Consider the following 19,888-nt stretch of genomic DNA (forward strand, 5'->3'; position numbering starts at 1 on the left):
GTTATAAGGCTAGCCCCAGCCGAGCTCGTGCAGGCGGTCGTCGTCAATCCCGAAGTGGTGGGCGATCTCGTGGACAACGGTGATTGCCACCTCGTCTATGACCTCTTGGCGGCTGGTGCAGATATTCAGGATGGGCTGGCGGAAGATCGTGATCCGATCCGGCAGCGACCCTGCATCCCACCACGAGTCGCGCTCCGTCAGCGGCACGCCCTCATAGAGACCCAGCAGCACGGTGGCCGGGTCCTCACCTGGCTGGGGCGTGTAATCGTCCTCAATGAAGATGGCCACGTTGTCCATGGCGCGGGCGGCCTTCGCGGGAATCAGCTGCAAGGCATCACTGACAGCTTCCTCGAAATCCTCGGGCGACATCTCGAAGGGCGGCCGGTGCGCGGCGCTTCGGTCCGGCAACGGCGAAAACGGGCGCTCGCCGTCGGGAATTATGGGAAGTCCGGGAGGAAGATTCGCGGGCATGACTCGACTTTAGTCTGCTGTGGCAGTATTGGGGCCCTGTCTGTGATGAGGGATACTGAACTCAGTCCCTTCCGCATAGACACAGGAACCGCATGACTTCCACCGCTTCCCCCATGTCTGAACCCCTCGACGTCGTCGTGGTGGGTGAGGCGCTGATCGATATCGTGCAGTCGCCCGACGGGCAGGCCGAGTACCCCGGCGGATCGCCCACCAACGTTGCCTATGGCTTGGGCCGGCTGGACGTGAAAGCCGGCTTGCTGACGGCTATCGGCAGGGACCAGCGCGGCGACGCCATCGCCGCGCACTTGCAGAGCGCCGGCGTGGTGCTGCTGCCCGGGTCCCAGTCGATGGGAAAGACCGCGACGGCGACAGCCCGGATAGCTGCCGACGGCTCGGCCGCCTATACCTTCGACATTGAATGGGCACTGGCTCCACTTGCCCTGCCGTATGCGCCGAGGATTCTGCACACAGGGTCCATCGCGACGTTCCTGGAACCAGGGGCGGGGTCGGTCCGGAGCTTGTTGGAACAGGCGCAGGGCGGGTGCATGGTCACCTACGATCCCAACATCCGCACTGATCTGCTGGGCAGCCACCACGAGGCACTCACCACGTTCGAAGAGATTGTTCCACTGACCGACGTTGTCAGGATGAGTGCCTCCGACGCGCACTGGCTCTATCCGGGCAAGGCGCTGGAAGACATCGCGAGCCATCTTCTGACGCTGGGCACCACTTTGGCAGTGATGACCGAGGGTGCAAAGGGTTCGTTGATGGCAACCCGCCACATACAGATCCGGGTTCGCGCTGTGCCGTCCACCGTGGCCGACACCATTGGTGCCGGTGATTCCTACATGTCAGCACTGATCATGGGGTTGTTGCTCCGAGGCAGCGACGGACTCGCACCTACCGTGCTCGAACGCATCGGCAACATCGCGTCGATGGCTGCGGCCATTACCGTAGGGCGTCGGGGAGCCAACCCTCCCACGCACCGGGAACTCTTGGCAGAGATGGCCCGCTAGCTGTTGCCGCGCCGCGTCAGCCCGACGCCCACCAGGCACACCACGCCACCGATCAATCCCCAGATGGTGGGAACTTCCTGGAGGACAGCCCACGAAATCAGGATGGTCGTGCCCGGAACCAGGTATGTGGTGGCTGCCAGCTTGCCGGCCGAGATGAGCGAGAGCGCATAGGCCCACGTGGTGAAGGCGATGGCCGTGGGGAAAACGCCCAGGTACACCAGGCCGAGCGTGGCCGGAAGCGGCGCAGCTTGGACCTCGGCCACCAGCTGGCCCGCCCAAGGCAGGCAGCACAACGCACCAATCATGATGCCGAACCAGGTTGCCTGGCCTGCGGAGAACTTGCGGAGCACGGGTTTCTGCAGGATCGCGCTCACGGAGGCGAGCACAGCGGCCAGGAGGCACAACAACACCCCGGCGACATCCGCCGTCGAACGCTGTCCCGAACCCAAGGCGATCATCGCGACACCGCAGAAGGCCACGGCGCTGCCGATCAACAGCCAGCGGGGAAAGCCCTCCTTGAGCACGACGCCGGCGAGGATGGCGATGAGGATGGGCGAGACGTTGATCAGCATGGCGCTGGTGCCGGCGTCGAGCATGTGTTCAGCGGCGTTCAGGGCCACGTTGTAGCCGCCGAACCACATCACCCCGTAAGCCACGATGGGCAGCCACTCCCGGCCGCGCGGCCAGACTTTCAGGGTCGGCAGGACGACGATGCCAAGCACGACGGCGGCAACCGCCAACCGTCCCAGGGTCAAGGACCCGGGGGAGAAGCTAGGGCCGACTGCCCGGATGCCGACGAAGGCCGAAGCCCAGAGCACGACCGTGACGACGACCGCTGCGATGCCGGCTTTGCTGATGGCTGCTCCTGGCGCGGGGGTGGTGCGCGGAGGCAAGCCCGGGGACGGTTGGCCGGGTTCGGCCGGGGAAGTGGTTGTCATGAGCCAAATCTATCCGGGCATCGCCTTGGCAGGCTGGCGGTTTTCGGACGCGTCAGGGCAAGATCCTGCCAAAGTTTGCCCGCGGCCTTCCGGTGCCTGCGTGAGGGGCGGGATCTCGACTCTTTGACGGCCTCAACGGGGTGGGACCCCGCCTCTCGATGAGGGGTCTACGAGCGCCCGCAGAGCTCGATTTGGGAATATCGGCATCTATGCTCTAAAGTTTTAGAGTCCAGTTCGGACGAGCGAGACACGGAAAGAACGCATAAAGCGTGCCTTTTCTTTGCAAAATCCGAATTGAGTTCAGGCCCCCATCGTCTAGCGGCCTAGGACACCGCCCTTTCACGGCGGCGGCACGGGTTCGAATCCCGTTGGGGGTACGCAAGGAAGTGGTAAATCGGACGAAAAAAGTCTGGTAAGCTAGAAGCCTTGAAAAAAACGCAGTAGAGATACTGCAAACGCAAGGCCCTGTAGCGCAGTTGGTTAGCGCGCCGCCCTGTCACGGCGGAGGTCGCGGGTTCAAGTCCCGTCAGGGTCGCTCTGAGCGCCGAAGCAATTCGGTTCTCAAGGTGAGATGTCACCTAGGCTCTGTAGCTCAGTTGGTAGAGCGTTCGACTGAAAATCGAAAGGTCACCGGATCGACGCCGGTCGGAGCCACCACTGGGAAGCATCAGTTCTTCGGAACTGGTGCTTTTCTTCTTTTAACCCGTTGTTCCCGTCTTTGCGTGTGCCGCCACCACCGACTTTGGAACTATGATGAAGCCAACATGCCCGTTCTGGTGGTGTGTCCCCGGTGGTTTCGTGGTCAAAGTGGGTGGTGGCGGCCCGGGCTGGGTCTTTGTGTGGCTTCCTGACCTTGTTTGAGGTCGGATGGCGTGATTTTCCGGCGGGTTCGAGCTGTTTCGGGTTCAAAACGGGTCAGGAAGCGGCGGTGTCGAGGCCTTAGTGGGTTGGTTCGGTGCCGGGGCAGCCCCAGGATTGGGGGTTTTGTTCGCAGGTGTCGGCGACGAGGGCTCGTTCTGTTTTCCAGACCTGGATGGTGATGGGCGGGGTGGTGAGGTTCAGGGTTCCGTTGATGGGCAGGGGTGGGCCGTTGTTGACTGAGTAGGTGCCGGTGAAAGTGGTGGTGGCGGTGGCTGGGTAGTTGCCGGTGTTTGTGTAGGTGTGGCTGGTGCGGGTGTCGGTGGTGAGCCATTCGGTTTGGGGGATGGGGTATCCGGTGGCTGGTGTGGGGCCGAGGGTGGTGCCGTCGCCGAAGTTGTAGGTGTAGCTGGTCGGGGTGGCGGTGAGGTGGACTGTTTGGCCGAGGATGGTGACGTCGAAGGTTTGTGCGGTTGTGCTGGTGTAGAAGTTGGTGGGTGCGCCTTTGAGGGTGTGGGGGAACGGCTGGGCTTGAAGTGTTCCGGGGTTGACGGGGAGTTGCCGGAAGTCGGTGAGGATCCGGGCAGCGATGTCGGCCAGGACGTTCCCGGGTTGGGGGCCGTACAAGCAAGTGGGTCCGCTGACGGCGGGGTAGTCCGTCCACACAGGGTTCGTGATCGACTTCGGAGCTTGCCGCCAAATGACGGGGGTGCCTGCTTCGCCGCCGGGAGTTTTCGGCGGGCAGTCCAGCGTGAGGCAGCCTCTATCCGGAGTATCGGAGCCGCCTGAACGGCAGTGAACATCGGCCATGTATTGATTCGGGTCCTCAGCGCCTGGGGAAGTGCCGGATATCGGCTCCGAAGCTCCGGTTTCAGTATTCAGGACGAACGTGGCTCCGACTTCTATCTGCCTCTCATGTCGATCAGCGCTGACGCGTGTCTCATCTGCTTGTGCTGGAGTGGAGATGACGATGGACTGCAGAATGAGAAGAAGCAGAAAAGCACCACTCGATTTCAGCCGCTTCACAGCTAACCCACTATCGATCCGTAGTCGGTTACTTGCCAACCGTCACCATACTTGGCGAAGACAGCGTCGGCCGTATTCGTTGCGGCGGAATCCGCTTGCCCTTTGGTGCCGCCGGCATCGTAGTACTGGATGGCTTCCTGGATTACTTGGACTTTGGCCGACTGGATCCGATCCGGGTTACTGTTCCACGTAACGTCAACTCTCGGCGTCACGAGTCGGCCTCCGGCCATCCATCTGCCCTCGATGTAGTTCAGTCTCACTGAGTCGTTGTGGGCTATGGCCACCGGGATCGCCATATTTGTGATGTTTCGCCACGCTGTGAGATCGCCAGTTTCAATCGCGTAGGAGTAAGTCGCGTACCAGTACCCAATGAACGCCTCCAACCCCGCCTTCGAGTTCTCCTTCGCCAGCTCCGGCATCACGGGAACTGGCACATTCTCGGCTTTCCCCTTCGAATCTGCCGGCTTGTAAACCCCCGCAACCGCTGTAGGAGTAGCCGAGGGCGCCGGAACCGAGACGCTCAAGGTGGGCGCCGGCGTCGTGCCCGGTCCTGAAGGCGAAGCGCTGGGACCGGGCCCGCCCTGGCATCCGGTGAGAATCACAGCAGCCGCGATGAATAAAGCGGCAAACGTAACGCGTGACATGACGAGCTCCCCAACAGCTGTTCGACGGTGTGGCGGCCAGTCTAAGCAGGGCATTCGGTCGGCTCCCAGCCGGAACCGGTGCCTGTGGATAACGTCTTTGGCCCCCGCTGCATCCTCGACGTATTCTTAGCCCATCGAATTGTCTTTTCATCATCCTTGGGGGAAATCATGGAACGTTCACGCCTGTCTGCTTCCGGTCGCTTCGCTGCCGCTGCCGGTATCGTCGCAATGCTGACGCTCAGCGCTTGCTCTGCTCCGGCGCCAGCCGCTCAAAGCACGCCGTCGGCATCGAATGCAGCCTCATCCAAGGCGCCGGCCGCGGAAGATGCGTCAAGCTCCGCTTCGGCCAGCCCCAGCACATCCACGAGCACGTCCACGGGAACCGGCGGCGCCTACGGACAATACGCGTCCATGTCGGAGGCTTGTATCGCGGTGAGTGCATCGCTGCTCAGCGTCACCATCCTCCCCATGGCGGCCATTACCGGCGGCGACCCTGCGGAAGTCCAAAAGGCCAAGGACGAGTTGTCCAAGGCGCAAGGCAAGGTGCCCGAAGAGCTGAAGCCGGCCTTCGAAAAACTCCGCAACTTTACCGAGTCCGCGGGATCGGATCTCACCAAGTACGGCGACGGCCAGTTCGAGGAACTGATGAAGCCCATCCCGGCCTGGGTGGAGAAGAACTGCGCCTAGGCGCCGCGCGCATCCCTTTGTCTCCAAAGCGTCGCAGCTAGACGCTAGGGTGGTACTCAAGAGAAGGGGAGTGCTCCATGGAAGTCCAGAACGTGCAGCCGGATCCTGTGCCCGGGGGCGAAATTCCCGGGACGGGACGCACCATTATCTCGGAAGCGGCCGTGGCGAAAGTGGCGGGCATCGCCGCCCGGGCAGTGCCGGGAGTCTACTCCCTCGGATCAGGTCCTTCCCGTGCTCTTGGCGCGATCCGTGACGCCGTAGGAAGTTCAGACCACGCAGCGGGCGTCCGCGCCGAGGTGGGCGAAACCCAAGTTGCCGTGGACATCACGCTGGTTGCCCTCTACGGTCATCCCTTGCATGGCGTCGCCAACCAGGTCAGGGCCGCGGTGTACCGCGCCGTCGAGGAACTCGTGGGCCTCCAGGTGATCGAAGTGAACATTGAGATCACCGATGTCTTCATTGCGCCGCCGGCAAAACAGGCCGGAGCCAAGACCGTCGTGGTGGAAAGGGAGGCACTCCAGTGAGCATGACCGTGGTGGGAATCGCGATCGGAGCCTTCGTGGCGTTCATGTCATTCTCGTTCGGGCTGTGGGGCTTCGTGATCTCGCTGCTCTTCATGGGAATCGGAGCGCTCCTTGGCCGGGCAGCTGACGGAAAGCTGGATCTACGAAGCGTCCTTGACGCCATTACGGGCCGGCGCTCTTCATCATGAGCGTGGCTGAGGCTGTGGAGAACACCACCAGCCTGGCCGGCCACAACCGGATCAGTACCCAGGCTTTGACTTCCCTGGCTCGCGCCGCTGCCGCCGAGGCGCTCGGCGTGGAGGCCAGCGACATCCGCGCAGACTGGACTGACGACGACGGCCTGCTGGCTTTGTCGATCGTGGCACCCATCAGCGTCCCGGCTTTGACGGAAGTCCTCCGCGATCCGAGGCGCGTTCAGGGATTCGGTGGCTCCATCTGGGACCGGGCCGTAGCTGCCAAAGCCGTCGTCCTTGAGTCGGTGACCCGGCTGAGTGGATCCCAATTAAGCAGGGTGGATATCAGGATTAGTGGGGCCCACGTCAGGGAGGGAGGCCGCGTTCAATGACGCAGGATCAGGAAACGGAGAAGTTCCTGGCTGTCGGCCCGGACCAAAACCCCGGGGCTACCCCTGTGGCGGGGGAAGACCCTGAAATGAGTCGTATTCTGCGCCGGGAGACCCATTCGTCCCGGGCCGCCGCAGCCGTCATTGCAGCGGTGCTGGTCATCGTCCTCTGCGTGTACGCGTTGCTGGAAGCAGGGGTCCGTGCCGTCGGGCAGCCGCCGTGGCTGGTTGACCCCACAACTGCAGCCGAACGGATCATCGCCCTTCCAGAGGGCATTTCGCATCTGTTACTGGGAGCGAGCGGAGCCGTGATCGCCATGGCAGGCCTCTTCTTCCTCCTCCAAGCTGTACTGCCCGGGCGTCGGGCACGCCATCTGCTCCGCGACCCGCGTACCGCCGTCGTGGTTGATGACGAAGTGCTGGCCTCGGCGCTGGCCCGTCGAGCACGGACGGCCGCCAACGTCACCCAGGAACAAGTCATGGTGGTGGTTTCCCGCCAAACCGTGGTGGTCAACGTCCGGCCAACGTCCGGGAGCAGGGTGAGCCGCGAGGCTGTACTCGCCGCGGTCCAGGCTGAGCTCGAAGAGATGTCGCCGGTGCCCATGCCAACAGTGCGGGTCAACCTGGCGTCTTCGGGGGTGATCGGAGCTTGAACGGGACACCTCGGGCACTGAACCGCGTATTGCTGTTCATCATCGGGTTCAAACTCCTGGCTGTCGGCCTGTTGCTCCTGCTGCTGGCTACCGTTCCCGCGGTGGCGGCTTGGTGGCACGGTTGGGCGGCCGGGGTTTGGGCCGAAGCGGAAAATGCGTTCCGGCAGACCCGCTTCCCGGGCCGTGAAGAGAGCTGGCTCTGGATCGTGGCCGGCGTGGTCCTGGTGGTGGTCATCGTCGCCATGATTGCGTGGCTATCGCAGCAGGGCAAGGGTCGGGCTAACCTGCTGGTGGCCAGCAGCGATGACAGCGATGTCGACGGCGAAGTAAGGATAGGCGGTGGCGTCGCCGAGCAGGCACTCCGGTCAGCATTGGCGGAGCGGACCGACCTTGCAGGTGCGTCCGTAGCAACCTACGAGTTCAGGGGCAGGCCGGGCCTTCGCATACGGGTTCAACCCCGGCAGGGTGTGGCACCACACCTTCTGGCCGCGGAAATCTCGCAACTGGTTGAGGCCTTGGATCTTGTCATCGGCCGGAAGACCCCCGTTCTGGTGCATATGGTTTCAGGGGCTCGGTCACGGTTTACCAAGGCCGAACGGGTGCGCTGAGATGGAAACAGTCAGTGCGCTGAAGGCTTCTGTCGCCGACGTCCGCGCGGAGCTTGCAGCGCTGGAGGATCCGCGGGCCCGCGAAATAAACGAAAAGCACGGCGACGATCACGGTGTAAATCTCGGAAAACTGCGGGCCATAGCCAAGCGGCTCAAAGTCCAGCCCGACTTGGCCCGGGAACTGTGGGCTACGGGCGACACCGCCGCCCGACTGCTTTCTCTCCTGATCTGCCGGCCAAAGTCTTATGACCAAAACGAGCTGGATGGCATGCTGCGGGAGGCCCGCGCACCAAAGGTGCACGACTGGCTGGTGAATTACGTGGTCAAGAAGAATCCAGCAGCCGAAGATCTGCGGGTGGCTTGGTTTTCCGACCCCGATCCTGTGGTGGCCAGCGCGGGCTGGGCATTGACCTCGGAGCGCATCGTCAAAAAGCCTGAGGGCCTGGACCTGGGCAAATTGCTGGACATTATTGAAGCAGAAATGAAGGAGGCTCCGGAGCGTTTGCAGTGGGCAATGAACAATTGCCTGGCGCAAATCGGAATTGAGCACCCGGAATATCGCGACCGTGCACTGGATATCGGTGAGCGTCTGGAAGTGCTGAAGGATTATCCGACGCCGCCGAACTGCACCTCACCCTTCGCCCCTGTTTGGATCACTGAAATGGTCAGACGCAAAGCCGGTGCCTAACTCATTAGTCTCTGTTGCGCTGCATCATCCGGTAGGTGAGCTCGGCCAGGAGTTCTTCGTCGGACAGGTGCGAGGCCCGCGCGATGGGGGCAGCGGGAACCGCAACATGGGGCCCTGCTTGCCGCGAAACGTCGCTTGAGCGCATGTCGTCCGGTGTGATCATGTCCGGCGCGAAATTCGACTTGCCCTTGAGTACCTCGGACACGGACCCCGCACGCCAACCCAGCGCATGCTCAAGCTTGCGCTGGTTGATTTCCTGAGTGCGCCGCGTACCTGATTCCAGCGTCCGCACCGTCTTGATGGCAGTCCCGGCCTGTTTGGCCAACTGCACCTGGCTCAGACCTTGGGCAAGGCGTTCCTCTTTGATGAGCCGTCCAATGGTCTGTAGTGCTTCGAGTTCATCCACGCTTCCCACTGTTCCATAGGCAATACTGGGCAATCAAATCGAAACAGGATACTAACGCCCGGGAAAGGGCCTTCCGCGGAGGCAGCCTGCCCGAGGAATATGCGGGCGGCTTGACCGGAAGACGCCCCTCCATGGGCCCCGTCGCGGCAAATAATCAGACTACTTTGTATCGTTGTGGTCACGGCGCGTGTAAGCGCTTGCATTTTCTGCAATCACATGACTATTGTGAGCCTCACCACATCAACCGCACCGCGGAAAAACCTGGTCCACTCACCGAGGAGTTCCCAGCATGAAATCCAAAAAGTTCCTGCTCCCGGCAGCTGTCGCCGGAGTCCTGGCTCTGTCCCTTACCGCCTGTGGTGGCGGAGGTGGCGGCGGCGGCACCAACTCCGGAGGTGCCAGCGGCGATGCAGCCAACAACCTTGACGGCCGTGGGCCGATCACCTACGTCCAAGGCAAGGACAACAGCAACGTTGTCCGGCCGCTTATTGAAAAGTGGAATGCTGCGCACCCGAACGAGAAAGTAACGTTCAAGGAGCAGTCCGACCAGGCCGACCAGCAGCACGATGACCTTGTGCAGAACTTCCAGGCCAAGAACGCCAACTACGACGTCATGAGCGTTGACCTCATCTGGGTGGCAGAATTCGCTGCCAAGGGATGGCTCCAGCCGCTCAAGGACAAGACGGCGATCTCCACGGATGGCATGCTCGAGTCCACGGTCAAGAGCGCCACGTACAACAACACCCTCTACGCGGCTCCGCAGAGCTCGGACGGTGGCATCCTCTACTACCGCGGCGACTTGGTGCCCAACCCGCCCAAGACGTGGGACGAGATGATGAAGATGTGCGACATCGCCAAGCAGAACAATATCGGCTGCTACGCAGGCCAGTTCCAGAAGTATGAAGGCCTCACGGTCAACGCGGCCGAAGCCATCAACTCCGCAGGCGGCAAGATTGTTGATGAGTCCGGCAAGGCTGCCGTGAACTCCAGTGAAGCCAAGGCGGGCCTCACCAACCTGGTCAACGCCTACAAGGATGGCAACATCCCGACCGAGGCAATCACCTTCCAGGAAGAGCAGGGACGCCAGGCCTTCGAAGCCGGCAAGCTCCTCTTCCACCGCAACTGGCCGTACGTATACAACCTGGCCAAGACCGATGGCTCGTCCACTGTGAAGGACACCTTCAAGATGGCTCCCCTCCCGGGCAAGGATGGCCCCGGCGCCTCCTCGCTGGGTGGCCACAACATCGCCATGAGCGTGTACTCCAAGAACAAGGCAACGGTTGCGGACTTCATCAAGTTCATCACCAGCGAGGAAACGCAGCGCTTCTACGCTACCCAGGGTTCGCTGGCCCCTGTCCTGACCAAGCTCTATGACGATCAGGAACTCGTGACCAAGCTGCCGTACCTCCCGGTGCTGAAGACGTCCATCGAGAACGCGGTTCCGCGCCCCGTGACGCCGTTCTACCCCGCCGTCACCAAGGCTGTGCAGGATAACGCCTATGCCGCCCTCAAGGGAGAGAAGACCGTGGACTCGGCAATCTCCGACATGCAAGCGGCTATTGAGTCGGCCGGAGCTAAGTAACCACCCGGGCTAAAGTCCGGCTGCCCGTTCCTGAGTGGCGGGCAGCCGGACTCCGGCCACGGCCTTCTCCCTGACAGGAGTCTTGACATGTCAACAGAATTACAAAAACCAGACACGGCGACCGCTTCCAAGCACACAATGCCAAGCCGTGAAAGCGCCGACCGGAAGCAACTCACGCAAGGACGCTGGGCCTACACCCTCCTGGCGCCGTCGCTCATCCTTCTGGCCATCGTGATCATCTACCCGGTGCTCAACGCAATCATCATGTCCTTCCAGAAGGACTCAGGCCTTGACCCCGCCACCGGGTTCTTCTCAGAAGGCGGCCCGGCCGGATTTGAAAACTACACACACTGGCTGTTGCAGCAGTGCACCGCCCCCGGCGGCGGATCCGTCGCCTGTCCTCCGGGAACACTCGGAGCCCAGTTCTGGGATTCAATGGGGACGACGTTTTTCTTCACGGCAGTTACGGTCGCCTTTGAGACCATCCTCGGCTTCTGGATGGCGATCATCATGGCCCGTGCTTTCCGTGGCCGCAGCCTGATCCGCGCAGCCGTCCTGGTGCCGTGGGCCATTCCAACGGCCGTCACCGCCAAGCTCTGGTTCTTCATCTTCGCCTTCGAAGGCATCGCCAACAAGCTGTTCGGAACCCAAATCCTGTGGACAGGTTCGGAATGGCCGGCCAAGTGGGCCATCATCATTGCCGACGTCTGGAAGACAACGCCGTTTATGGCGCTGTTGATCCTGGCAGGCCTGCAACTGATTCCTGATGAAGTTTACGAAGCAGCCAAAGTCGACGGCGCGTCCACGTGGCAGCGCTTCCGCTTGATCACGCTTCCGTTGGTCAGGCCGGCACTGATGGTAGCCATCCTGTTCCGCGTCCTGGACGCACTGCGCATGTACGACCTTCCCGCGATCATGACCCAGGGCGCCAACGGCACCACCACGTTGTCCATCCTTGTCGTGCAACAAATCAGGCAAGGGTTCAATACAGCGGCGGCGCTATCGACCATTACATTCCTGGTGATCTTCCTTGTGGCCTTTATCTTCGTCCGCTTCCTCGGGGCGAACGCCGTGGATGCAGCCACATCTTCCGGAAAGGCCAAGTGAGATGAGCACAGCCACAGCTTCCAAAACGTCCGCCACTCCGGTTGAACGACCCAAGCGCGCCTTCAACTGGGGGTCACTGCGCACTTACATCAGTGCCGTCGTCATCCTCATCTGGTGCTTGGCACCCTTCTACTGGATGGTTGTCACGGCCTTCCGGGATGTCGGGTACACGTTCGACACTACGCCGTTCTTTACCCACGTCACGTGGGACAACTTCGCCACAGTGTTCGACGAGAGCCTGGGCAACCACTTCGGCCGAAACCTGTTGAACAGCCTCATCGTTGGCGCTGTCACGACAGTCGTTGCGCTCCTGGTCGGCGTCTTTGCCGCCTACGCGCTGGCCCGGCTGAATTTCCGGTTCAAGTTCGTGGTCCTCGGCTTCATCCTGGGAGCTTCAATGTTCCCGGGCGTCGCCTTGGTAACCCCGCTGTTCCAGCTGTTCACCAACATCGGCTGGTTCGGAACCTACCAGGCGCTGATCATTCCGAACATCTCCTTCGTTCTTCCACTCACGGTTTACACGCTGACTTCCTTCTTCCGTGAAATGCCGTGGGAGCTCGAGGAAGCGGCAAGGATCGACGGTTGCACGCAGGGGCAGGCCTTCCGGAAAGTGATCCTTCCGCTGGCAGCGCCGGCAACGTTCACCACGGCAATCCTGGCCTTCATTGCCTCCTGGAATGAATTCCTTATCGCCAGCCAGTTGTCCAACGACGCAACCAAGACGGTCACTGTAGCCATCGCCTACTTTGCCGGTGCACAGCCCCACCAGGAACCGTACACGGCTGTCATGGCAGCGGGTACCGTGGTCACCATTCCGTTGGTGGTCCTGGTGTTGGTCTTCCAGCGCAAGATTGTTGCGGGTCTCACGGCGGGTGCCGTCAAGTGACAAGTTACGGTGATCGACGGCGGGCCTCGCCCACGAAACCCGATGCGGGCAACAAAAGGGTGCGTTCCGCGGAGGATTTCGACATCATCATCGGCTTCCTGGCTTTCTGGGGCCTGGTGCTCCTGATCGCCACCGTTTCGATGGAACTCTCAGGACAGTCGGCCTGGGGCTGGGCGCTCGGTCTTCTGGCCGTGGTGCTGGCGCTCTGGGGCATGCTCCGGCTGCGCAGCAAGTTGCCCCGGCGCACCACGCGGCGGCTTGGTTAGGAGAGAACAGTAACTGACCGACGTCGAAACAAGCTGCATGAAGTCGGCGATCGGCAGGCAGGCGGAATAGGCTGTAAGGTGCCGTCCGGGAACGAGCCCTCGGCTTTCGGCATGCACCAAAAAGGGGGCTTTAGTGGCAAAGACGAACGAGCGGTCCCAACGCGGCGGCCATGCCGGCGTCAGTATCGAGGACGTTGCCGTTGCGGCCGGAGTCTCGACGGCGACTGTCTCACGGGCAGTGCGTGGCTTGCCACGGGTTTCTCCGGCAACGCGGGAGAAGATCCTCAGGGTCGCCGGTGAGCTGGGTTATGTGGCGTCGTCGTCGGCCTCCGGGCTGGCGACGGGCCGCACCCGCACCATTGGCGTCCTTGCTCCCTTCGTCAGCCGCTGGTTTTTCTCCAAAGCCATTGAGGGCGCCGACCGTGAACTCCATTCAAGGAAGTACAACCTCTCCTTGTTCAACCTGGGCGGCCACGGCAGCAACCGCGAGCGGCTCTTCAGCTCCACCATGGTCTACAAACAGATCGACGCCCTGTTGGTGCTCTGCATGTCCTTGACGGAGGATGAATTGGAGCACCTCCACAAGATCGACATCCCCTTGGTGGTGGTAGGTGGCCACGTTGAGGATTGCGCCTACATTGGCATCAACGACTACGATGCCGCGTCCACCGCCGTGAAACACCTGCTGGATTTGGGACACAAGGACATTGCCCTGCTTCATGGCGACGACGAAACGGACTTGAACTTCGACGTTCCCCGCGTGCGTATCCGCGCCTTCCAGGAAGTCATGTCAGACGCCGGTTTGGAAGTGCGCCCTGAATGGGACCAGTGGGGCGATTTCACCGTGGCGAGTGGGCAGCAGGCCTTCAACCGGCTGTGGAGCCAGCCCGGGCGCAAACCGACGGCGATTTTCTGTTCCTCCGACGAGATGGCCATGGGCGTGATCTTTGAGGCCGGACGGCACGGAGTCAGGGTCCCGGAGGACCTGTCCGTCATCGGCATCGATGATCACGATTTTTCGTCCTCACTCGGCCTGACCACTGTTGGTCAACGTCCCGACAACCAAGCGGAACTGGCCACCCGGATGCTGTTGGACGAGCTCGACGGCAACCCCGGCGCCGTCCACTCGGAAGTGGCGCCGCACCATCTGATCATCCGCGAGACAACCGCACCGCCCTACAGCTCAAACTAGGAAGCGCGCGCCAGCTGCCGGATGGGAATCCACCGGGAGGCAAGCCGCCTGTAGGCCGCAGCGGCGCCGGTCATGTCGCCTTCGGCCAAGCACTCTATGCCCAGCCGGACGTCCATGGGCGAATCGTCGGGGTACACCTTGTCTGCCACAGCACCGTAATCCAGCTCCACCATGGACTGAACGTGGAACAGTTCAAGCCATTCGGTGAGCTGGGTCAGGTCGTCGAGCATGTCCAAATCCGGGGCGGCCAGCGCCAGGTGGGCCACGGAAAACCGCGCCCTTTCCAAAGCCTCGGTCAGCGGCGTCCACACCCGCACCGTGAGGATCCGTCCCTCCGATTCCACCACGTCCTTGCGGTCCGACTCGGCAAAAAGCGAGAACCAGCTGAAGGGGATTCCCCAGGTGGAGGCCCGGGTGTGGACGCGTTTGGTATCTTCCCGGGCATTGATCCGGTCGATCCGTTGTTGGTGCTTGTCCCTCTGCGAGACAGGGATGAGCAGGTCGGCCAGCGGACTGTGCACCCCGTCCATGAGCGCGTTGGCCGCCAAGCCGGCCCGAATCACCAGTTGGCTGGGGCAGTAAAGTACCCGCCCGGCGTCGTCCTCTTCATTGGACGGCGCGGCGTGGCGCCCGATCGGGACCCGGGTCATGCGCACCAGATCGGTGCGGCCGGTCGGAAAGGGGTCACCGCCCGAGCGCGTGATGCGTCCCAGCGAGGCCTGGAGCTCCGCATTTTCGACGGCGGCCCGGGAACCTGCCTTGCTGCCCTCGGCCACGAGCTGGCGCTGCTGCTCGGGAGGGAAAGCCTCGAGGGGCTCGTAGACCCGCAGCGACGAAGAAAAGGGCAGACCGGCCTGGCCCCTGTACAGCTTTCCACTCATGTCCGGCCAGCCCCTTTCATTTCGAGTCAGTGGTGCCTAGTCTGCGAGCTCCACAATCACAGGAGCGTGATCGGATGCGCCTTTACCCTTGCGCTCCTCACGGTCAATCGACGCGCCTGTGACCCTTGCGGCGAGAGGGGCCGATGCGAGGCAGAAGTCGATCCTCATGCCTTCCTTCTTCGGGAAGCGCAACTGCGTGTAGTCCCAGTACGTGTAGACGCCGGGACCCGGCGTGTAAGGACGTACGACGTCGGTGAATCCGGCGGTTTCGAACGCGTGGAACGCTGCCCGCTCGGGTTCGCTGACGTGGGTGTAGTTGTTGTTGCGGAAGAGCTCGATGTCCCAGACGTCGTCGTCGAACGGGGCGATGTTCCAGTCACCCATGAGGGCAATCTGGGCGTTGGGATCGGCCTGGACCCACTCGGCAGCCTGGCCGCGGAGGACTTCGAGCCACTTGATCTTGTACGGCATGTGTTCGTCGTCCAAGGAGCGGCCGTTGGGAACGTACAGGCTCCAGATGCGGATACCGCCGCAGGTGGCTGCGATGGCGCGGGCTTCCTGGGCCGGGTCCTTGCCGGCCTTGCCGAAAGCGGGCTGGTCCACGAACGTGCGTTCCACGTCCTCCAAGCCCACGCGGGAGGCGATGGCAACGCCGTTCCACTGGTTCACGCCGAAGTGCGCTACCTCGTACCCCATGCGCTCAAAGAGTTCCCAGGGGAAGTTTTCGTCCTTGCACTTGGTCTCCTGGATGGCCAGGACATCGCAGTCGCTGCGCTCAAGCCAGGCCTCCACGCGGTCGGCTCGGGCGCGGAGGGAGTTCACATTCCAGGTAGCTATCTTCACAGCCACTAACTTACCGAACTTGGCGCTGAGCGCATCCCCCTGCGGCTTAATACCGTCGCCTTGGGCCGTGCGTCCCGGGACTAGTACCTGTACAGCGTCCGGTTGGTGGCCAACTTGCGGAGACCGATGCCGGAAGCGATCAGCAGCAACCCCGTCACGATGGCGAAGGCGGCCAGCATGCCCGTAAGTCCCAACAGCCCTACACCTGGGTTGACCAGGACGACAATCCCGAAAACCGTAGTGATCAGGCCGGTCAGCAGCCACAGGCCCCAGCTCCGGATAAAGCTGCGGGCAGCCAGCGCCAGGATGATCTGCGAGATTCCCAGCATCAAGGCCCACAAGCCGATGAGGATGCCGATCGCGGCAGCCGTAATACCGGGCCATGCGATGGCCAGGATGCCGGCGGCGATGGAAACGAATCCACCCACCAGGCTCCAGACGGAGCGGCCGGCAGGATCGTAAAAATAGTGGGCAACGCTGGTGACGCCGTCGATGATCGCGAAGAATCCGAACACCACCACGACTGCGAACACCGCGGCATTTGGCAACACCAGCACCAAGAGCCCAAAAAGTATGGCGAGGACTCCCCGGACCAACAAAGCCGTCCCTGGAGTAGTGAACATTCTGCGACCCGTTGTGTCCGACATACGGTCAGCGTAACCAACGGCTGCCTTTACCGCATCCCCTCCCGACGGATGGCCGTGGCTATGGCCGCCGCCCGGGTCTCGACCCCGAGCTTGGCATAGATGTGGGCCAGGTGTGTCTTGACCGTGGCTTCGGAGATGAAGAGGCGTTTGCCAAGGTCCCGGTTGCTGAGGCCCTGGGTCAGGAGGCTGAGCAGTTCCGCCTCCCGGGGCGTGAGCACTTCGTCAGGGTTCCGCATGTGCTGGAACAGCCTCGAAGCCACCGGCGCGCTCATGACGCTTTTGCCCTGGACGGCGCCGCGAACGGCCGCGAAGATCTCTTCGGGAACGGCGTCCTTGAGCAGGTACCCCATGGCTCCGGCGTCCACTGCCCGGACGATGTCGGCGTCGGAGTCGTAGGTGGTGAACACAATCACCGCCTGCTTCGGGTTGCGTTGGCGGAGCTTTTTGATGGCCTCGATGCCGTCCATCCCGGCGCCCATTGACAGATCCATCAGCACCACAGCGGGCGCATGTTCCTGGACAGCTTCCAGCGCTTCCTCACCCGAGGAGACGTCACCGACGACGGCGATGTCGGGCTGGGTGCCCAGCAGCGCCTTGAGTCCGCTGCGGACCACGGTGTGGTCATCCACAAGCAGCACGGAAATGGTGGTCAAAGGCCCTCCCTTGATGACCGCGTCGGCGGGGCGAGCGGCAGCTGCGCCGCGATGATCGTTCCTTCGCCCGGCGTGCTCTCCACGGACAATTCTCCACCCAGCTGTTCCACCCGTTGCCGCATGGCCCGCAGGCCGTACCCTCCGGTGGGCGACGGTGGAGGTACCGCTGTGGGATCGAAGCCGCGGCCGTCGTCGTACACGTCCAGGGTGACCGCCTCCGGGAGGTACCCGAGGGTCACGCTGGCGTGGTCCGCGTGCGCGTGGAGCTTGATGTTGGCGGCCGCACTCTGGGTCACGCGGAGCAAGGCATGGCGGACCTCGGCGGGGATGGGGCGGGCTTGCCCGGTGACGTGGACGTCGATGGACTCCACGTACTGGCGCGCGGCGTGCTGCAGGGCCTCCGGAAGGGGCTCGGATTCCAAGCCGGGGGCGGAAAGTTCGTGCACCAGGCTGCGGGTGTCGGCGAGGTTTCGCCTCAGCAGCCCGGACGCCTTGGCGACGTCCTGCCGGGCCGAACCCTCGGGCCAGGAACGCTGCGCCGCCTCAAGGAGGAGCAAGCTGCTGGCGAGGCCCTGCGTGACGGTGTCGTGGATTTCCCGGGACACGCGCTCGCGTTCGGCGACGATTCCGGCCTCGCGTTCGGTGGCGGCCAACTGCTCCTGGTCGCGCTCGATCTTGTCGTAGATCAGGGTGAGCAGGGCGCCGGCGGCCAGCGGGCCGAGCAACATGGCCACGTCGGTCCAGTCGCTCATCCGGAACAGCCCGACGGCGGTGGCCGCTGCGGTCACGCCGCCGGCGGTGTAGCCCGCCCAGCCGCTGAAAGCCCTGCGCGTCAGGAAGAAGATGGCGAAGGAGCACCAGGCGAAGCTCGGGGCAACGATGACAAGGGTGGACCAGGCTGCCACCAGGGCGATCATCCACGGAATCCACAGGTTCCGGCGTTGTATCCGGGGCCCGTTCCGGCGTTGCATCCGGTCCGTGGCCGGCCTGGGCCGGGCCAGCGCGGCCGTCACGGCGTAAAGCGCGCACACTGCGGCGGCCAGGGCCACGGTCCAGAGGTTGTCCGAGGGGGAGTGGCGCATGATGTACCGGACGCCCGATGCGACCATGAGCACCGCGAATCCGAGATGCACCACTACGTCGATGCGGCCGTCCTTTTGGCCGTCGGCCGGCGGCCTGGTGCCTGCTGTCATGGATGGTTCCCGTTCGGTTGATGGCGCTCTTTCCATGCTAGGTCCCGGGCCGCTGAACGTCTCTCCGCCTTTTGGCTGATACCGGAGGCGGAAAGGCTGAGGTTGGGCGCTGCGTTGGGCCGATGTGCTTTGTTGTGCCCCGCGGAAGCATGGAGTTGTACCCCGGAACATTCCAAGGAGAACCCATGAAGAAGCCCAACAAGATGCTTGCCGCCGCCGCTGCCGGAGCGCTGTTGCTCACCGGCGGGATCACAGCCGTGGCCAACGCCGTTGCACCGTCCGCGGTGCCTGAGGCCGCGGCAGCCAAGATTCCGGCGGACGTCCAGCCGGCGCCGGAGAACGTCGTAGCCCAGAACCGCATCACCGTCGGTGCATCCAGCAAGGCCGTCAACGCGGCGCTCGCCAAGTGCCAGGTCGACAAACTGCCGTTCGTGACCGTGGCCTTGGTTGACCGCTTCGGTACCGTCCAGGCACTTCTTCGCGGAGACAACGCCGCTGAGCACACCATCGAGGCCGCAAAGCAGAAGGCCTACACCGCTGCGGCCTTCGGTGCTCCAACCAGCGAGTTGGCCAAGCGCGTCAACGGCAACGGCCCATCCATCGCCGACCTCCCCGGCACCTTGTTCCTCTCCGGTGGCGTGCCGCTGAAGGTGAACGGCGTATCGGTGGCGGGTATCGGCGTCGGCGGTGCCCCCGACGGTGCCCTCGACGAAGCCTGCGCGACCGCCGGAGCCGACGCCCTGGCCGCGGCGAAGTAGCCGTGCCCCCTCTCGGAGTTTTTGTGCAGATAATGCCCTTTAGGAAGCGTTTTAGGAGCGTTATGTGTACAAAAACTCTCGGGTTGGTGGTGGTGCTTGGGGTGCTGGCGGGATGTTCGACGGCGGTGCCGTCGCCTCCCAGCGCGGCCACGACTCCCGGAGCTCCCAGCCCAACCGCAGCGTCCAGCGCGAGCCCGGGCCCGGCGTCGTCGTCCCCTGCCGTGGTGGCCCCAACCCCACTGTCTCCCGAGGCACAAAGGGAAACCGACCGGCTCCTGATCCTCGCCGCGAAAGCCAACGATCCCGTCCGGGTCCGGGAGCTGATCGCGGCGGGCGGGAACGTGAACGCCAAAGACTCCATCCAGGACTCCGCGTTCCTCTATGCAGGGGCCGAAGGGTTCAACGAAGTCCTCCAGCTGACGTTGGAAGCCGGGGCCGACGTCCGCAGCATCAACAGGTACGGCGGCACAGCACTGATCCCCGCGAGCGAGCACGGGCATACGGACACGGTGCGGATCCTGATCGCCGCCGGTGTGCCGGTCAACCACGTGAACAACCTGGGCTGGACCGCGATGCAGGAAGCGATCCTGCTCAACAACGGCGGGCCGAAGCAGCAGGACGTGGTGAAGCAGTTGCTCGCGGCCGGGGCTGATCCGGACATCCGCGACCCCGAAGGCCGGACCGCCCTGCAGAACGCGGAGCGGCTCGGATTTACGGAGATCGCGGCGCTGATCCGGAACCGCTGAGCCCCGCCCACCCAAGTAGGGGACAGCACTTGTTCCAATGAGAGCTCAGTGGA

Annotated in this window: 25 protein-coding genes and 3 tRNA genes; 18 read left to right on the forward strand and 10 right to left on the reverse strand. The window is 63.0% G+C overall.

What is annotated here, in order from left to right; all coding sequences use genetic code 11:
• Window positions 1-9 precede the first annotated feature (9 nt).
• Complete coding sequence (locus PQ627_RS06160; RefSeq protein ID WP_144661791.1) at window positions 10-471, reverse strand: metallopeptidase family protein; 462 nt, start codon at window positions 469-471, stop codon at window positions 10-12.
• Window positions 472-563: 92 nt separating this feature from the next.
• On the opposite strand from PQ627_RS06160, the gene PQ627_RS06165 reads away from it, so the two are divergent.
• The gene (locus tag PQ627_RS06165) at window positions 564-1,487 is read left to right on the forward strand and encodes a PfkB family carbohydrate kinase (RefSeq protein WP_144661792.1); all 924 of its coding nucleotides are present in this window, start codon (window positions 564-566) and stop codon (window positions 1,485-1,487) included.
• Here PQ627_RS06165 and PQ627_RS06170 read toward each other — a convergent pair.
• Entirely contained in the window at window positions 1,484-2,425 is a 942-nt protein-coding gene (locus PQ627_RS06170) for a DMT family transporter (RefSeq protein ID WP_274259341.1), read from the reverse strand. The genes PQ627_RS06165 and PQ627_RS06170 overlap by 4 nt on opposite strands.
• Window positions 2,426-2,729: 304 nt before the next feature.
• Here PQ627_RS06170 and PQ627_RS06175 point away from each other — a divergent pair.
• The 3 genes from PQ627_RS06175 to PQ627_RS06185 all read left to right on the forward strand — a co-directional run bounded on the left by PQ627_RS06175 (window position 2,730) and on the right by PQ627_RS06185 (window position 3,082).
• Window positions 2,730-2,802, forward strand: a tRNA-Glu gene (locus PQ627_RS06175).
• A gap of 84 nt (window positions 2,803-2,886) precedes the next feature.
• Window positions 2,887-2,960 (forward strand) — tRNA-Asp (locus PQ627_RS06180).
• A gap of 46 nt (window positions 2,961-3,006) precedes the next feature.
• A tRNA-Phe gene (locus tag PQ627_RS06185) sits at window positions 3,007-3,082 on the forward strand.
• A gap of 282 nt (window positions 3,083-3,364) precedes the next feature.
• On the opposite strand, the gene PQ627_RS06190 is transcribed toward PQ627_RS06185, so the two are convergent.
• Both PQ627_RS06190 and PQ627_RS06195 read right to left on the reverse strand, forming a co-directional pair.
• Complete coding sequence (locus PQ627_RS06190) at window positions 3,365-4,093, reverse strand: PKD domain-containing protein (protein ID WP_274259343.1); 729 nt, start codon at window positions 4,091-4,093, stop codon at window positions 3,365-3,367.
• Window positions 4,094-4,311: 218 nt separating this feature from the next.
• Window positions 4,312-4,953, reverse strand: a complete 642-nt coding sequence (locus tag PQ627_RS06195) for a DUF6318 family protein (protein WP_274259345.1) — start codon at window positions 4,951-4,953, stop codon at window positions 4,312-4,314.
• A 168-nt stretch (window positions 4,954-5,121) separates the two neighbouring features.
• Between PQ627_RS06195 and PQ627_RS06200 the strand changes: the two genes are divergently transcribed.
• The 7 genes from PQ627_RS06200 to PQ627_RS06230 all read left to right on the forward strand — a co-directional run bounded on the left by PQ627_RS06200 (window position 5,122) and on the right by PQ627_RS06230 (window position 8,675).
• Window positions 5,122-5,640: a hypothetical protein gene (locus PQ627_RS06200; RefSeq protein ID WP_274259347.1), complete on the forward strand. Its 519-nt coding sequence runs from the start codon at window positions 5,122-5,124 to the stop codon at window positions 5,638-5,640.
• Between the two features lie 77 nt (window positions 5,641-5,717).
• Window positions 5,718-6,164 carry an Asp23/Gls24 family envelope stress response protein gene (locus PQ627_RS06205; protein WP_144661796.1) on the forward strand — a complete coding sequence of 149 codons (447 nt, stop codon included), beginning with the start codon at window positions 5,718-5,720 and terminating at the stop codon, window positions 6,162-6,164.
• Window positions 6,161-6,352, forward strand: coding sequence for a DUF2273 domain-containing protein (locus PQ627_RS06210; protein ID WP_144661797.1), 192 nt, complete (start codon window positions 6,161-6,163; stop codon window positions 6,350-6,352). The genes PQ627_RS06205 and PQ627_RS06210 overlap by 4 nt, the downstream gene beginning before the upstream one ends.
• Window positions 6,349-6,729 carry a hypothetical protein gene (locus tag PQ627_RS06215; protein ID WP_274259350.1) on the forward strand — a complete coding sequence of 127 codons (381 nt, stop codon included), beginning with the start codon at window positions 6,349-6,351 and terminating at the stop codon, window positions 6,727-6,729. Before PQ627_RS06210 ends, PQ627_RS06215 begins: the two co-directional genes overlap by 4 nt.
• The gene (locus PQ627_RS06220; protein WP_274259352.1) at window positions 6,726-7,379 is read left to right on the forward strand and encodes a DUF6286 domain-containing protein; all 654 of its coding nucleotides are present in this window, start codon (window positions 6,726-6,728) and stop codon (window positions 7,377-7,379) included. Before PQ627_RS06215 ends, PQ627_RS06220 begins: the two co-directional genes overlap by 4 nt.
• Complete coding sequence (locus tag PQ627_RS06225) at window positions 7,376-7,987, forward strand: hypothetical protein (RefSeq protein ID WP_144661800.1); 612 nt, start codon at window positions 7,376-7,378, stop codon at window positions 7,985-7,987. The genes PQ627_RS06220 and PQ627_RS06225 overlap by 4 nt, the downstream gene beginning before the upstream one ends.
• A 1-nt stretch (window position 7,988) precedes the next feature.
• Complete coding sequence (locus PQ627_RS06230; RefSeq protein WP_274259354.1) at window positions 7,989-8,675, forward strand: DNA alkylation repair protein; 687 nt, start codon at window positions 7,989-7,991, stop codon at window positions 8,673-8,675.
• Between the two features lie 4 nt (window positions 8,676-8,679).
• Here the strand turns inward: PQ627_RS06230 and PQ627_RS06235 are convergent, their stop codons facing one another.
• On the reverse strand, window positions 8,680-9,081 hold the full coding sequence (locus PQ627_RS06235; protein ID WP_144661802.1) for a helix-turn-helix domain-containing protein: 402 nt from the start codon (window positions 9,079-9,081) through the stop codon (window positions 8,680-8,682).
• Between the two features lie 289 nt (window positions 9,082-9,370).
• On the opposite strand from PQ627_RS06235, the gene PQ627_RS06240 reads away from it, so the two are divergent.
• The 5 genes from PQ627_RS06240 to PQ627_RS06260 all read left to right on the forward strand — a co-directional run bounded on the left by PQ627_RS06240 (window position 9,371) and on the right by PQ627_RS06260 (window position 14,114).
• Window positions 9,371-10,663, forward strand: a complete 1,293-nt coding sequence (locus tag PQ627_RS06240; protein WP_144661803.1) for an ABC transporter substrate-binding protein — start codon at window positions 9,371-9,373, stop codon at window positions 10,661-10,663.
• Between the two features lie 87 nt (window positions 10,664-10,750).
• Window positions 10,751-11,770, forward strand: a complete 1,020-nt coding sequence (locus tag PQ627_RS06245; RefSeq protein WP_373458807.1) for a carbohydrate ABC transporter permease — start codon at window positions 10,751-10,753, stop codon at window positions 11,768-11,770.
• Window position 11,771: 1 nt separating this feature from the next.
• The gene (locus PQ627_RS06250) at window positions 11,772-12,656 is read left to right on the forward strand and encodes a carbohydrate ABC transporter permease (RefSeq protein ID WP_274259357.1); all 885 of its coding nucleotides are present in this window, start codon (window positions 11,772-11,774) and stop codon (window positions 12,654-12,656) included.
• A gap of 59 nt (window positions 12,657-12,715) precedes the next feature.
• Window positions 12,716-12,922, forward strand: a complete 207-nt coding sequence (locus PQ627_RS06255) for a hypothetical protein (protein WP_400452519.1) — start codon at window positions 12,716-12,718, stop codon at window positions 12,920-12,922.
• 133 nt (window positions 12,923-13,055) lie between these two features.
• The gene (locus PQ627_RS06260; RefSeq protein WP_144661806.1) at window positions 13,056-14,114 is read left to right on the forward strand and encodes a LacI family DNA-binding transcriptional regulator; all 1,059 of its coding nucleotides are present in this window, start codon (window positions 13,056-13,058) and stop codon (window positions 14,112-14,114) included.
• On the opposite strand, the gene PQ627_RS06265 is transcribed toward PQ627_RS06260, so the two are convergent.
• From PQ627_RS06265 to PQ627_RS06285, 5 genes are all read right to left on the reverse strand, one after another.
• The gene (locus PQ627_RS06265; protein WP_274259361.1) at window positions 14,111-14,995 is read right to left on the reverse strand and encodes a hypothetical protein; all 885 of its coding nucleotides are present in this window, start codon (window positions 14,993-14,995) and stop codon (window positions 14,111-14,113) included. The two genes, PQ627_RS06260 and PQ627_RS06265, sit on opposite strands and share 4 nt — an antisense overlap.
• Window positions 14,996-15,031: 36 nt before the next feature.
• The gene (locus tag PQ627_RS06270; protein WP_274259363.1) at window positions 15,032-15,838 is read right to left on the reverse strand and encodes an exodeoxyribonuclease III; all 807 of its coding nucleotides are present in this window, start codon (window positions 15,836-15,838) and stop codon (window positions 15,032-15,034) included.
• An 80-nt stretch (window positions 15,839-15,918) separates the two neighbouring features.
• On the reverse strand, window positions 15,919-16,485 hold the full coding sequence (locus tag PQ627_RS06275; RefSeq protein WP_274259365.1) for an HdeD family acid-resistance protein: 567 nt from the start codon (window positions 16,483-16,485) through the stop codon (window positions 15,919-15,921).
• 26 nt (window positions 16,486-16,511) lie between these two features.
• Window positions 16,512-17,138, reverse strand: coding sequence for a response regulator (locus tag PQ627_RS06280; protein ID WP_274259366.1), 627 nt, complete (start codon window positions 17,136-17,138; stop codon window positions 16,512-16,514).
• Window positions 17,135-18,331: a sensor histidine kinase gene (locus PQ627_RS06285; protein ID WP_274259369.1), complete on the reverse strand. Its 1,197-nt coding sequence runs from the start codon at window positions 18,329-18,331 to the stop codon at window positions 17,135-17,137. The genes PQ627_RS06280 and PQ627_RS06285 overlap by 4 nt, the downstream gene beginning before the upstream one ends.
• 185 nt (window positions 18,332-18,516) lie before the next feature.
• Between PQ627_RS06285 and PQ627_RS06290 the strand changes: the two genes are divergently transcribed.
• Both PQ627_RS06290 and PQ627_RS06295 read left to right on the forward strand, forming a co-directional pair.
• Window positions 18,517-19,089, forward strand: a complete 573-nt coding sequence (locus PQ627_RS06290) for a GlcG/HbpS family heme-binding protein (RefSeq protein WP_274259371.1) — start codon at window positions 18,517-18,519, stop codon at window positions 19,087-19,089.
• A gap of 62 nt (window positions 19,090-19,151) precedes the next feature.
• Window positions 19,152-19,835 (forward strand): ankyrin repeat domain-containing protein, encoded by a 684-nt coding sequence (locus PQ627_RS06295; RefSeq protein WP_274259373.1) that lies wholly within the window; start codon window positions 19,152-19,154, stop codon window positions 19,833-19,835.
• Window positions 19,836-19,888 lie beyond the last annotated feature (53 nt).

Source organism: Paenarthrobacter sp. AB444 (assembly GCF_028736865.1).
In the GTDB taxonomy this organism is placed as follows: domain Bacteria; phylum Actinomycetota; class Actinomycetes; order Actinomycetales; family Micrococcaceae; genus Arthrobacter; species Arthrobacter nicotinovorans_B.

Bases quoted from the DNA above. Each gene is read 5' to 3' on its own strand.
- PQ627_RS06160 (WP_144661791.1), bottom strand. From the start codon at position 471: ATGCCCGCGAATCTTCCTCCCGGACTTCCCATAATTCCCGACGGCGAG.
- PQ627_RS06165 (WP_144661792.1), top strand. From the start codon at position 564: ATGACTTCCACCGCTTCCCCCATGTCTGAACCCCTCGACGTCGTCGTG.
- PQ627_RS06170 (WP_274259341.1), bottom strand. From the start codon at position 2,425: ATGACAACCACTTCCCCGGCCGAACCCGGCCAACCGTCCCCGGGCTTG.
- PQ627_RS06190 (WP_274259343.1), bottom strand. From the start codon at position 4,093: ATGGCCGATGTTCACTGCCGTTCAGGCGGCTCCGATACTCCGGATAGA.
- PQ627_RS06195 (WP_274259345.1), bottom strand. From the start codon at position 4,953: ATGTCACGCGTTACGTTTGCCGCTTTATTCATCGCGGCTGCTGTGATT.
- PQ627_RS06200 (WP_274259347.1), top strand. From the start codon at position 5,122: ATGGAACGTTCACGCCTGTCTGCTTCCGGTCGCTTCGCTGCCGCTGCC.
- PQ627_RS06205 (WP_144661796.1), top strand. From the start codon at position 5,718: ATGGAAGTCCAGAACGTGCAGCCGGATCCTGTGCCCGGGGGCGAAATT.
- PQ627_RS06215 (WP_274259350.1), top strand. From the start codon at position 6,349: ATGAGCGTGGCTGAGGCTGTGGAGAACACCACCAGCCTGGCCGGCCAC.
- PQ627_RS06220 (WP_274259352.1), top strand. From the start codon at position 6,726: ATGACGCAGGATCAGGAAACGGAGAAGTTCCTGGCTGTCGGCCCGGAC.
- PQ627_RS06230 (WP_274259354.1), top strand. From the start codon at position 7,989: ATGGAAACAGTCAGTGCGCTGAAGGCTTCTGTCGCCGACGTCCGCGCG.
- PQ627_RS06240 (WP_144661803.1), top strand. From the start codon at position 9,371: ATGAAATCCAAAAAGTTCCTGCTCCCGGCAGCTGTCGCCGGAGTCCTG.
- PQ627_RS06245 (WP_373458807.1), top strand. From the start codon at position 10,751: ATGTCAACAGAATTACAAAAACCAGACACGGCGACCGCTTCCAAGCAC.
- PQ627_RS06250 (WP_274259357.1), top strand. From the start codon at position 11,772: ATGAGCACAGCCACAGCTTCCAAAACGTCCGCCACTCCGGTTGAACGA.
- PQ627_RS06265 (WP_274259361.1), bottom strand. From the start codon at position 14,995: ATGAGTGGAAAGCTGTACAGGGGCCAGGCCGGTCTGCCCTTTTCTTCG.
- PQ627_RS06275 (WP_274259365.1), bottom strand. From the start codon at position 16,485: ATGTCGGACACAACGGGTCGCAGAATGTTCACTACTCCAGGGACGGCT.
- PQ627_RS06285 (WP_274259369.1), bottom strand. From the start codon at position 18,331: ATGACAGCAGGCACCAGGCCGCCGGCCGACGGCCAAAAGGACGGCCGC.
- PQ627_RS06290 (WP_274259371.1), top strand. From the start codon at position 18,517: ATGAAGAAGCCCAACAAGATGCTTGCCGCCGCCGCTGCCGGAGCGCTG.
- PQ627_RS06295 (WP_274259373.1), top strand. From the start codon at position 19,152: ATGTGTACAAAAACTCTCGGGTTGGTGGTGGTGCTTGGGGTGCTGGCG.